Genomic DNA, 12,033 nt, shown 5'->3' with positions numbered 1-12,033 from the left:
GCACCCGATCAAATTCAAAATTCTTCGATAGGACAAAAGATATAGCAGAACATCAAAAAGGCATCCTGCAGTTTGCAGGATGCCTTTTTTTGCGTACTATTGCGCAAAACCAGCAACGGATGGGGGGTATATCGTATTACGGGTCTGGCGACAACAGATTCGCATGTTGGATTACGCCGTCACTTCTTCCAGTTTCTCGATACCACGTCCGAGCATGATACCTACAACAGCGCCGACGACAACAAACATCAAGACATACCCAACAATATCAGCCAGTACCAGCGGTATTGTTGTAATGTGACTGCTACCAAACTCGATAAAGTTGACGTGTGCGCCTACCAGAAAACCGATCAGTGCACCAGCAGTCGCACCTGTTTTCCAGGTGCTGATGTTGGCCCAGCGGCCAAAGATGGTAGAAATCAGGAATCCGCTTGCCAGCGAGCCAAGGATGATCGCCCAGAAATCTGGTGCTTCTTTCCCTACGCCTGTAGCAGTTCCAGCATTATCAACAGCAAACTGTGCAAGGGCAATGCCCCAGATCAGGTAGCCTACAAAGAATGCTACAACACCGCCAACAAGGCCGGCAATAATAATTTTGTTGTTACCCATAGTAAAATGTGAGTTAGTGGCCGGGTTACTTTATTCGTTCAACCTAAGAAGATAAACGATTAAAAGTAAAATCTTCACCAAAAAAGGGCTTTTCTATGCAACCCTACCTCGTGCATCAACGGGCAGTGTTCCAACGACCTCATTCCCATCAACCAGGTGAAACTGGTCCAGGTTATTTACCACAACACACGCATGATTGGGGACCACCCGAACTGTGTTGCCAACTTCGAGGGTTGAGGCACCGGGTACGCGTACCCAGCCATGTTCTTCAGAAAGGCCTGTAATGGATGCATGGGGCAGTGCATGCATCGCACGCGCATTGTAGAGGATAATACCATAGCCCCTGGTCAGGTATCCTTCATCACCCGTAAATACTTTGCGGCCGGCATCCAGGAAGAGCCGCTCACTACCGTCTGAATTGCGTTGTTTACTCACTACAGTTGCATAAACCGTGAGGGCGCAGTCTTTGAGCGGCGCAACCGTGAGCGCATGCTGAATGGCATCGTTAAAAGGGTAATTGCCGGGCCTTATTTCGGTTACCGTAAACCCTTGATGTTGCGCGTTCTCGAAGTATTTCATGGAAGGCGTTGAGCCTATACTGATTTCAAAGCGTCCTCCTACAGCATTTGGCATAACCCCATTGACGCCGGCAGCGTGCATTGCGGCCGCAAATTCAAGCATGCGGTCCCGTTCCTCTGTGGCAACTCGCTTGAGCGACCCATCAAGGGATTCCTCATCCGATGCTGGTCCGGCATAGGCGTTGCCGGCGTGGGTAAGGATGCCCGTGAGTTTTAAGCCCGGCAGGTCACCTACAGCACGAGCAAAATCAAGGCTTTGCTGTTGGTCCCAGCGCACACCACAGCGTCCGTAGCCACAATCTACCTCAATAAGCACCTCAGCCCGTTCCCCAAGCGAAGCAAAAAAATCTGAAGCCTGCTGTGCTCCCTCCAGGGTATCAACACAAAAAGAAATGCGTCCTTTTGACATCAGTTGATGCACACGGGCCAGTTTCTCTTGCCCGACCACATTGTAGGCAATCCGCACATCAGAGAACCCATTTTCCATAAAAATTTCTGCTTCCCCCACTTTGGCAACCGTGAGGCCGCTGGCGCCTTGTGCCATCTGCTTTTGTGCAATGGCAACAGATTTATGGGTTTTGGTGTGCGGCCGAAGGTCCACGCCGTTTGTGTTAGCTTTCTCCTGCATCACACGCAGGTTGGTTTCAAGCCGGCTGTTTTCGATCAGTACACAGGGCGTAGGGAGGTCAGAAATCTGCATGGTATAGCGTCGTCTTACGGAAAAAACAAAAAGCCATCTCTTCTTAAAGAAATGGCTTCAGTTTTCCAAATAATTATTACAGGCTTGCTGCGCAGCGTAGGATTAGTTGGCGCGTTTACCGCCGACATTGCCCATGCTCATCCGCAACCTTGCCCGCTCGAGTGACTGCTGCGCTTTACGACGCTCAGCGTCATCACCTGAAGACATCTTTTCAAGGGCGCGGGCCTCTGCGGCTTTGGCGCGATCAATGTCGATGCCTGAAGCCGGCTCAGCCGTCTCTGCAAGCACCGTTACGGTGTTGTTCAGTACTTCAACAAAGCCGCCACTGGTAGCAAAAGCAACACGGTCACCTGAGGTAAGCGTTACAAACAACGGCCCCAGTTCGATTGCTGCGATCATCGGCGCATGGTTGTGCAGGATTTCGAATGCGCCCTGGATACCAGGTGCACGCACGCGTTCTGCTTCCCCTTTGAATACGCTGCCTGTTGGCGATACAATGTCGACGTAGATAGTTCCAGCCATTTCTAATGCGTACAGGTTTGCTGTTACCGGTGCAAGGCTGAGCAGCAAATTATACTTGCCCGTTCAACCTGCAACCGTCAACCAATTGATTATCCTTCTGCGAGCAGTTTTTCTCCGTGCTCGATCACTTCCTCAATGGTGCCTTTCATCAGGAAGGCAGATTCAGGATAGTGGTCAAGCTCGCCGTTCATGATCATTTTGAAGCCACGGATGGTGTCTTCAAGCTTCACGTAGCGGCCCGGGGTACCAGTGAACTGCTCAGCAACAAAGAATGGCTGAGACATGTAGCGCTCAGCGCGACGTGCACGGCCTACAACTTCTTTATCTTCGTCGCTCAATTCATCCATACCAAGGATAGCAATAATATCCTGAAGCTCTTTGTACCGCTGCAGGAGTTCTTTAACCGCCTGTGCCGTGTTGTAATGATCATCGCCAATGACGCGGGGATCAAGGATACGGCTGGTAGAATCAAGCGGGTCAATCGCCGGGTAGATACCCAGAGAAGAGATACGACGCGAGAGTACCGTTGTGGCGTCAAGGTGCGCAAAGGTTGTAGCAGGCGCAGGGTCAGTCAAGTCATCAGCAGGTACGTAAATGGCCTGCACTGATGTAATTGAACCGTTTTTGGTAGAAGTAATGCGTTCCTGCATCTCACCCATTTCCGTTGCAAGCGTCGGCTGGTATCCTACAGCGCTAGGCATACGACCAAGAAGCGCTGATACTTCAGAGCCGGCCTGCGTAAAGCGGAAAATGTTATCTACAAAGAAGAGCACGTCACGACCACCAAGATCGCGGAAGTACTCTGCAATTGTAAGGCCGGACAGGGCAACGCGGGCGCGGGCGCCTGGCGGCTCGTTCATCTGGCCAAATACCAGGGCGATGTTACTCTCTTTAATTTTGTCGAGATCAACTTTGGAAAGGTCCCATTCTCCTTCTTCCATTGCATGGAGGAAATCTTCTCCATACTGGATTACACCACTTTCCAGCATCTCGCGGAGCAGGTCATTTCCTTCACGGGTACGCTCACCAACACCGGCAAACACAGACAGGCCGTCGTGCTCTTTAGCGATGTTGTTGATCAGTTCCATGATCAATACAGTCTTGCCTACACCAGCACCACCAAACAAACCAATTTTACCACCACGAGAATAAGGCTCGAGGATGTCAATTACCTTGATGCCCGTTTCGAGGATTTCGGTAGAGGTTGCGAGGTCGTCGAAGGACGGTGGCTCTGCATGAATTGGCCGGCGGGCGTCGCCTTTTGGCTGAGGCAGGCCATCGATGGCTTTCCCAACCACGTTGAACAGGCGGCCGCGGATATCTTCGCCGATTGGCATTGCGATTGCCTGGCCAGTGTTCACTACTTCAGTGCCACGGGTCAAACCGTCCGTAGAATCCATTGCGATGGTTCTTACCCGGTTCTCGCCGAGATGCTGCTGTACTTCAAGTACCAGCGCATCACCACCCTCTCGGGCAATGCTCAAGGCATCAAGAATTTCAGGAACTGCACTGGCTTCAAATTCTACGTCTACTACGGGGCCAATGATTTGTACAACCTGCCCTTTGGTCATCGTTTTGGTTGCTTCCATGAAGGATCTATGCTCTACTAAATAAGTCGTTGAAGGCGGAGGAAGGTCAGCGATGCGCTCGTTCTATCACTGAAAAATATATACTCAAAGCAGCGATAGCTGATCTGCTGCGTCTCCTACTCTCGTTCCTTCAGGAAGATCTCAAAGAATTGGGAAATTTTTACGAAACTGGAACCTGAAAGTGGCTACCAAAGCCATTTTTGCGTCCTGGATCAGCAAAAGTGGGAAAATGTTGCCATTTGTGGCTTTAATCATCGAAAAATCGCGCTAAAAAATCGAGGCCGCACCTGATTTGCATGGTGCGGCCTCGCTAGCCTGGTCGGATGAAAGAAGTGCGGGGGGAGAAGTGCTTTTCTAGAGGAAAATCTGGAAAACTATTTCACCAGCAGCATCTGCTTTGTTTGTGCATATGACCCGGCAACGAGCCGGTAAACATACATACCGCTCGACAGTGCCTGGGCATTAAAAGACACGTTGTGGGTGCCGGCGTTTTGAAGCCCATCTACCAACCGCTCTACTTCGCGTCCCAGCATGTCGTAGACGACAAGTGTCACCTCTACGTCTTGCTCAATCGCATACTGTATGGTTGTCACCGGGTTAAATGGGTTGGGATAATTTTGCTGTAGCGCAAACTGGGTGGGTATGGCATCGAGGGCCGGCGCATCTAGCACTTGTGGCGTCTGCTCATTCAATCGGGCGGTCGCTTTGATCGCTGCATCAGCACCAGTCTGCAGGATTAGCAGTGTATCAGCTGACAGGGGCGTCAGGCCAGCCATCGTAATGTGCGTGTGGCCGGCGGCGTTTTCACCACGAGAAACAATCCATCCTTCTGGCAGACGGGTGCGAATATCGGATGTAAAATCAATTTCCTCGCTGGCAATGATCTCGAAGGTGAGTGCGTGTACGCTTCCGGATACATGGTCGAGTATAAGAGGGATGTGTACAAGCATACCATCTGGCGCTACCGGGCCCCAGCTAAAAGCCGCATCAATCACCTGATCACCCTGGTGTTTTGAGGCACATCCACCATCCACAGGAAAACAGTCAACCAGCCCGGACACACGCTGCAGGATAAGTGCAGCATCGAACGATGAAACCTCGCTATTGCCCGATACATCAGCAGCAATAAAGGAGGGCGTTGAAAGCGTGTCGATGAACGCAGCATGCTGCAATACCATTGCCGCATCAAAGGCTGAGACTTCGCCGTTCAGTGACGCATCACCAGCCAGCGCAGAAGTAACCGTTACGCTACCGTCATTCCCGGTTGCAGCCGGATTCCCTTCATTGAAGGTGATTGCTTCAAATACAAGACTAGAAATGCCATCGGTAGCCAGGCTTTCAAAGGTGATGATCACCAGGCCGCCGGCGCCGGCAAGCGCGTCGACACCCGCCGCAGCAATGGCTATACGACCTGCATCATCAGCGTTGTACACCAGCGTCATATTTGCTGTGCCACTCATCGTGCCTTCTATAGCAACAGCAGAAGCTGTTAGCAAGCTGGCGTCGTAGGTAAGGGCCAGATTGAACGCTGTGATGCCCAATCCAGAAACGTCATTGACGTTAATCGCCACTTCAAAGACTTCGCCGACACCTACATAGGGACTGTCTACACTCACATCTACAATACGCGGATTTGTAACTATGCGCGTTGCGCCTGATGCTTCCGGACTGAAGGATGCGGTCAGTAATACAAGCAGTACAGCAAAAAGGATAAAGAACGGCGTTTGCTTTAAGGGGGGAGCAAATGACATACAGCGGGTACAGATAAGTTGCGATAGCTGACGCGTACAGGCTCATGGGGTAGGTGGAGGGGGGTACTGCCTGTGCGTGATTCGACCAGAAGAGAAAACCAGTCCAATTCGGAGAAAAGAGCCTGAAAGAAACGCTATACCTGTATTTTGGTCACTAGAAACCTGGATTTCGGGAAAAGAAGTAACACGAAAGCTACAATATTACCTTTTAGACCCCACTACAATTGCTTAAATAAGCCCTGGCGCAGCATTACGTATTACCACAAACACATCCTTCCCCTTTCTGCTACATAAATATGTCCGTCGGGCATTACATTCGGTTGCGTTACCATGTGTAGTATTGTTAAACTTGATAAACGTAGCATCGCAACCCTACAAACCGCTTCGCCATGAAAAGCAGATTTCTCCCGATTCTCTTCCTCCTGTTGACCGGATTTGTTGCCCCGCTCTACGGCCAGGAGCTACCCGCCATCGAAGAAAAAACAAAAGGATTTGAAAAGAAAGACGGGTTTATCCCTGTGTACTGGGATGAAAAAGCCGGCAAAGTGTGGCTGGAAATAAATAAATGGGATACCGACCTGCTTTATGTAACCTCTCTCCCAGCCGGTCTGGGCTCAAACGACATCGGCCTTGACCGCGGCCTGCTTGGCGATGAAAATGTTGTGCAGTTCAAGCGGGTCGGCCCCAAGGTGCTCATGGTTACGCCAAACCTGCGCTACCGCGCAAGCAGCGACAATCCGGATGAGCAGAAAGCTGTGCGTGACGCCTTTGCCCCTGGCATTCTCTGGGGCTTTAAAGCCGCCGCTACAACAGATAGCAGCGTGCTGGTTGATGCAACCAGCTTTATGCTACGCGATGTGATGGGCATTACACGCCGGCTCGGCAACATGAAGCAGGGCAACTTCAAGCTGGACGCAACCCGCAGCACCCCCCACCTCGCCATGACCAAGTCTTTCCCCCAAAACACCGAACTGGAAGCACAACTCACGTTTCTTTCAGATAATCCTGGGCGCTATGTGCGCGAGGTCGCAGCAACCCCCAATGCCGTCACGCTGCGCTTGCGGCAATCGTTTGTGATGCTTCCAGAATTGGGGAGCTATACCCCACGCCTCTTTGATCCGCGGTCGGGCGCATATGGCATCACCTATGTAGATTACGCAACCCCCGTTAGCCAGGCCAAAGAAGTTCGGTACACGGCGCGGCACAAGCTAGAAAAGAAAAACCCTGAAGCACTCGTCAGCGAACCGGTTGAACCTATTGTCTATTACCTCGATCGAGGTACCCCAGAACCCATTCGTAGCGCCCTGCTCGACGGCGCACGGTGGTGGGAAGATGCTTTTGAAGCCGCCGGCTTTTCGAATGCGTACCGCGTTGAAGTGATGCCAGAAGATGCAGATCCCATGGATCTCCGATACAACGTGATCCAGTGGGTGCACCGCTCAACCCGTGGCTGGAGCTACGGACGAAGCATTCAGGACCCGCGTACAGGCGAAATTCTCAAAGGCCACGTAACACTGGGCTCGCTGCGCGTACGGCAGGACTATCTCATTGCAGAAGGACTGCTCGCCCCCTATGACACGGAAGAAAACAGCAACGGATTGCAGGCCGATAACGACCCCATGCTTCAAATGGCGCTAGCACGCCTACGACAGCTATCAGCACACGAAGTAGGACACACCCTCGGCTTTATGCACAACTTTGCAGCATCTGTAAACAACCGCGCATCGGTTATGGACTACCCCGCGCCGTTGGTCACGCTTGATGCCAACGGCAAACTCTCCATCAATGAGGCGTATGATGCCGGCATCGGCGATTGGGACATCACCACCGTCAAGTTCAGCTACAGCCAGTTTTCAGATACCCAAGATGAGCGGACACAGCTCGATGCCATCCTCAACAAAGCATACGAGGAAGGATTCTACTACCTGACAGACACTGATGCGCGCCCGCAGGGTGGTGCCCATCCCATTGGGCATTTGTGGGACAACGGCACCAACCCGGTTGACCAACTCGACCTTAGCATGCGCATCCGACAAATTGCGCTCAACCGCTTTGGCATTGCCAACATCAAAGCCAGTCAGCCCCTTGCACAGTTGGAAGAAGTGCTGGTGCCGCTCTACCTACACCACCGTTTTCAAATCGAAGCCGCGGTGAAACTTGTTGGGGGCATAGACTACAGCTACGCCATGCGCAATGATACCCGCAGGCTACCTGCTGTAATTCCAGGCGAAGAGCAATTGGCGGCAGTTGACGCGCTCCTTGAAACCATAAAGCCGACCGCTTTACGGTTGCCGGAAAACCTCAGGACCCAGCTTCCACCGCGCCCTCCCGGATACGGCCAAAACAGGGAGCTATTCGACGGATACACCGGTCTCACGTTTGACCCTTATGCGCCGGCCCACATTGCAGCAGGCATGGTTGCCGATCTGCTTGCCAACCCCCAGCGCCTCACCCGCCTGATTTATCAGGAAGATTTTGATCCCGCACTCCCCGGTGCAAACGAGGTCTTATTACGCATTTTTGATAGCGTGTGGAAAGCACGGATGCCCAAAGATCCGTACGACGCTGAATTACAGCGGGTTGTACAGCAAGTATGGACCGATGCATTACTTTCGTTGGTCACCAGATCAGATGTTGCTCCTGCAACACGGGCCCGCGTTATTTTGCACTTGCGCGAAATTCTCGCCTGGCTCGAACGCAGCAAAGGAAAAGACAACGAAACCATTGCCCACCGGGATATGATTTATGATGATGTGCAACGCGTGCTGACCCGTGAATACCAGCCTGCCGAAACCTGGCGAACGGTTGTCGCACCACCGGGCTCCCCTATCGGCCAGGATGCACCAGACTTCCTGCAGCGTACAAAACATCGGCGAGCTATACTGGAGAACTGGACTAAAAATCATGTATTCTGCGGTGTGGACCACCCGTAGCATACCGTCCAGGTTAGAATAAAAAAGGGCTGTACCGCGCGATGAGGTACAGCCCTTTTTTATTGCATACGTTCAGCTACACATCTGACGGCCCACCAAAATGCTGGTATCCGCGACCTTTGAGATGAATCTTCGAGCCCTGCGGCGTCTCAATCAGAATATCTTCCATGTCCGTAATGGTACCAATGGCAGTAAGTGTACCGGCCGGGACTTTTTTGTAATCATCGGGACGTATTGTCATCAACAACTCATAGTCTTCCCCTCCATACAGCGCATAGGTATCGGGATCCTGGGAAAAATGCTTGGCGGCACCACGGGTTTGCTCATGAATCGGCAAATCTTCAGCCTTGAGTGTAGCACCACAATGGCTTTGCCGGCAAATGTGTTCAAGTTCTGAAGCGAGTCCATCTGAGATATCAATCATTGCGGAGGGTTTAACCCCTGCTTTCTGCAATACGTCGATGGCTGTGAGGCGCGGCGTAGGCGTGAGGTGACGTTGGATGGCATACCGGAACCCATCCAGCGCCGGCACAAAGTCCAACCCACTTTTCTGCAATGCAGCACGCTGCTCAAGCAACACGCGGAGGCCGGCGTACGAAGCGCCAAGATCCCCCGTCACACAAACAACATCTCCAATATGCGCGCCATGACGGTAAACGACAGCCTCTTCGTCAGCTTCACCAATAACAGTAACCGAAATGGTCATGCGCTGGGCTGCCGTAGTATCTCCACCAATCATAGAAACCCCGTATGCCTTGCATGCTTTTTGGATGCCGGCGTAAATCGACTCAACCATTTCTACAGACACATCGTGGGGCAAACCTATTGCAATGGTTGCATAGCGCGGTCGTGCGTTCATCGCAACGATATCGCTCACATTAACCGCCATCACTTTTACCCCCAAAAACTCCATGGGCATAAAGGTGCGATCAAAATGGATGTTTTCAATGAGCGCATCCGTAGTCACTACGTGTACCTTACCCTCACCGATACTGTAAACGGCAGCATCATCACCAATGGTGCGGATAACGGTTGGGTCGGAGGGGGTACCCAAAATATTTCCGAGGCGATCAATCAGACCAAACTCTCCTGTTTCCGTTACCGGCGTGAATGCTTGATTTTCCTGCATACGAATATTAATTAGGGGCCAAATGGTGAGAAACGAGTGGAAATAACGCTAACTTGCCTTCTAATCGCAAGGGGGTGGGTCAGGATGGCAAACAGACTTTCCCGAGGATTACAGGCCGGGTAGCACCCGTAGCGCTTGGTACGTTTGAAGGCACCTTATTGAGGGTCTCGTGGGCCAGTACGGCAAAACAAACAGCTTCTTTTGCGTCAGGGTTTAGCCCAACCTCTTGCATGGGCTGCACAGGGATACCGGCAAGTTTTTGCTGCAATCCCTCCATAATACACACGTTGTGCACCCCACCACCCGAAACAATCACGCGATCAACGGAGCCACCCGAAAGCACGTGGTTTTCAAATGCGCCGGCGAGTGTTTCAACAGTGAGCGCTGCTACGGTGGCTACAATATCTTCAGGGCGAGATACGCCAAGATCTGCGGCCTGCTGCAACAGTTTCTCTACATATCCTTGCGTGTAAAACTCTCTGCCCGTCGATTTGGGTGGTGGACGGTCATAGTAGGCGTCATCCAGCAAATACTTAAGTAAAGCCTGGTTTATAGATCCCTGGCGTCCTAATTGGCCACCTTCGTCATACGGCTTGTCCCAGAAATGTCGTACAACAGCATCGATCACCATGTTGCCGGGCCCGGTATCAAAAGCAAGCACTTTGCCGTGTGCGTTTTCTGGAGGCAACACAGAAAGGTTACCTATGCCGCCGATGTTAACCAGCACCCGGCGTTCTGTTGGATGCGTAAAATAAACGTAATCAAAATACGGCACCAGTGGTGCTCCCTGGCCGCCGGCGGCCATGTCAGCCATTCTGAAATCCCCTACCACGGTTTTACCAAGCAGCACTGCCAGCGTAGACGGATCGCCGAGTTGCAGTGTCGAGCGCACAGGCATACCGGCACAATCAGCTGCATCGGGAACGTGAAAAACAGTCTGCCCATGACACCCAATTGCATCAACAGCCTCCAGCGGCGTATCGTTCGACGCAAGGAGTTGCTGCACGGCATCAGCGTACGCATGCGCAAGGCGTACATTCAACTGGGAAATGGCAAGGACCGAGGAAGTGGCTGGTTGGGAATTATCGAGTAGCAGTTGCCGCAGTGCTGGCGGATAAGAAGCTGATCGAAACCCAAGGAGTTCTACGGAAACACCTGCACCAGAGCCTTCAATACGGGCAAGGGCAGCATCTATACCATCGAGCGAGGTACCGCTCATAATACCAACGACAAGCCGGCTTTTTTTCTGTTGCATGGAAAATGGGGGGATAGCGACGAGGTACAACACCAACGGCGCCATGACCACAATGTAGCGTTTAGCGAGATGGCTGGGGCTCTAGCAGTTATTCGCTTTCGTTGACAGCACGGGCGCGTAATTCGGTAGCGCGTTGCTCAAAATCCTCGGCGCGGTCGGGCTGAATTACAGCAAGTTTTTCGTATACCCGGGCAGCTTCGCCAAACTGTTTCTGGCCTTCATAAATCCGGGCAAGCGTTTCAGATACCATGTCTTCGATATCTGCTTCGAGTACTGGCGTCTCAACAACTTCGTGTTCAGGCTTCGGCACAATCCGGGCCGATTCAAGTTCGTTGATCAGATCATCCAGTTCGAGGTCCTCAGCAAGCGCTTCGGGATCCGGGGCAAGGTGTGCAAGGGGTGGTGGCACACGGTGCGAGAAAATATTTTTCGGTTTGTTGTCAGCTATTTTCTTGTCAGCTACTTCTTCTTCAACCGGCTCGTTTTGAACAAGCTGGGGTTCTGGTGCTGTAGCAATGAGCTTGATAGCTTGACGGGAAAGAATACCGAGCACTTCGCGAAATCCTTTCCTTATTGCTGGGCTGTTTGGCATCAAGAAGGAGGCGTTTTGCCATGAAGAGAGGGATTCTTGCCAGCGTTCTTCGTCCGCATAGGCCTGCGCAAGAAGTACGTGACATGAGACGTGCGATGGCATCTGCTTGGCGATAAATTCCAGCATGGGAATCGCCTCGGCAGCTTTGCCATTCTTAATTAACTCCAAAGGAGGTTGTATATCATAAACGGGCGTCATGGGCACTCAAGAAGCTCCGTGGTCGCTGTTAAGATACAATTATCCGAGGGATCTCACAAACCCAACATAAACAGGACAAACGATTAAGCATCTGCTTATCGCGTACCGTATTCATTTTGTTGTCGGGTTGATGTGCGGGTTAACCGGGCTGCTTGCGACACAAGTTGGAGCGATCCT

Annotated in this window: 9 protein-coding genes; 1 reads left to right on the top strand and 8 read right to left on the bottom strand. The window is 51.9% G+C overall.

The features are described 5' to 3' along the window. Positions 1-171: 171 nt before the first annotated feature. The 5 genes from AAF564_22455 to AAF564_22435 all read right to left on the bottom strand — a co-directional run bounded on the left by AAF564_22455 (position 172) and on the right by AAF564_22435 (position 5,749). Positions 172-609, bottom strand: coding sequence for a hypothetical protein (locus tag AAF564_22455; protein MEM8488328.1), 438 nt, complete (start codon positions 607-609; stop codon positions 172-174). Between the two features lie 93 nt (positions 610-702). Then, positions 703-1,887 (bottom strand): alanine racemase, encoded by a 1,185-nt coding sequence (locus AAF564_22450; GenBank protein ID MEM8488327.1) that lies wholly within the window; start codon positions 1,885-1,887, stop codon positions 703-705. Between the two features lie 102 nt (positions 1,888-1,989). Next, the gene (gene atpC, locus AAF564_22445; protein MEM8488326.1) at positions 1,990-2,409 is read right to left on the bottom strand and encodes an ATP synthase F1 subunit epsilon; all 420 of its coding nucleotides are present in this window, start codon (positions 2,407-2,409) and stop codon (positions 1,990-1,992) included. An 89-nt stretch (positions 2,410-2,498) separates the two neighbouring features. Then, positions 2,499-3,998: a F0F1 ATP synthase subunit beta gene (gene atpD, locus AAF564_22440; protein ID MEM8488325.1), complete on the bottom strand. Its 1,500-nt coding sequence runs from the start codon at positions 3,996-3,998 to the stop codon at positions 2,499-2,501. Positions 3,999-4,372: 374 nt separating this feature from the next. Further along, positions 4,373-5,749: a T9SS type A sorting domain-containing protein gene (locus AAF564_22435; GenBank protein ID MEM8488324.1), complete on the bottom strand. Its 1,377-nt coding sequence runs from the start codon at positions 5,747-5,749 to the stop codon at positions 4,373-4,375. A 389-nt stretch (positions 5,750-6,138) separates the two neighbouring features. Here AAF564_22435 and AAF564_22430 point away from each other — a divergent pair, with 389 nt between their 5' ends. Then, complete coding sequence (locus AAF564_22430; protein MEM8488323.1) at positions 6,139-8,682, top strand: zinc-dependent metalloprotease; 2,544 nt, start codon at positions 6,139-6,141, stop codon at positions 8,680-8,682. Between the two features lie 76 nt (positions 8,683-8,758). Here AAF564_22430 and thiL read toward each other — a convergent pair whose 3' ends face one another. The 3 genes from thiL to AAF564_22415 all read right to left on the bottom strand — a co-directional run bounded on the left by thiL (position 8,759) and on the right by AAF564_22415 (position 11,826). Beyond that, entirely contained in the window at positions 8,759-9,811 is a 1,053-nt protein-coding gene (gene thiL / locus AAF564_22425) for a thiamine-phosphate kinase (GenBank protein MEM8488322.1), read from the bottom strand. 79 nt (positions 9,812-9,890) lie between these two features. Continuing rightward, positions 9,891-11,066, bottom strand: coding sequence for an anhydro-N-acetylmuramic acid kinase (locus AAF564_22420; protein ID MEM8488321.1), 1,176 nt, complete (start codon positions 11,064-11,066; stop codon positions 9,891-9,893). Positions 11,067-11,154: 88 nt separating this feature from the next. After that, positions 11,155-11,826, bottom strand: a complete 672-nt coding sequence (locus AAF564_22415) for a hypothetical protein (protein ID MEM8488320.1) — start codon at positions 11,824-11,826, stop codon at positions 11,155-11,157. Between the last annotated feature and the right edge of the window lie 207 nt (positions 11,827-12,033).

The sequence above is a fragment of the Bacteroidota bacterium genome, assembly GCA_039111535.1.
GTDB lineage: Bacteria > Bacteroidota > Rhodothermia > Rhodothermales > JAHQVL01 > JBCCIM01.
Note: the sequence above shows the minus strand (reverse complement) of the source record. Positions and strands in the feature narration are given on the sequence as shown.

Bases quoted from the DNA above. Each gene is read 5' to 3' on its own strand.
- AAF564_22430 (MEM8488323.1), top strand. From the start codon at position 6,139: ATGAAAAGCAGATTTCTCCCGATTCTCTTCCTCCTGTTGACCGGATTT.
- atpD (MEM8488325.1), bottom strand. From the start codon at position 3,998: ATGGAAGCAACCAAAACGATGACCAAAGGGCAGGTTGTACAAATCATT.
- AAF564_22450 (MEM8488327.1), bottom strand. From the start codon at position 1,887: ATGCAGATTTCTGACCTCCCTACGCCCTGTGTACTGATCGAAAACAGC.
- thiL (MEM8488322.1), bottom strand. From the start codon at position 9,811: ATGCAGGAAAATCAAGCATTCACGCCGGTAACGGAAACAGGAGAGTTT.
- atpC (MEM8488326.1), bottom strand. From the start codon at position 2,409: ATGGCTGGAACTATCTACGTCGACATTGTATCGCCAACAGGCAGCGTA.
- AAF564_22435 (MEM8488324.1), bottom strand. From the start codon at position 5,749: ATGTCATTTGCTCCCCCCTTAAAGCAAACGCCGTTCTTTATCCTTTTT.
- AAF564_22420 (MEM8488321.1), bottom strand. From the start codon at position 11,066: ATGCAACAGAAAAAAAGCCGGCTTGTCGTTGGTATTATGAGCGGTACC.
- AAF564_22455 (MEM8488328.1), bottom strand. From the start codon at position 609: ATGGGTAACAACAAAATTATTATTGCCGGCCTTGTTGGCGGTGTTGTA.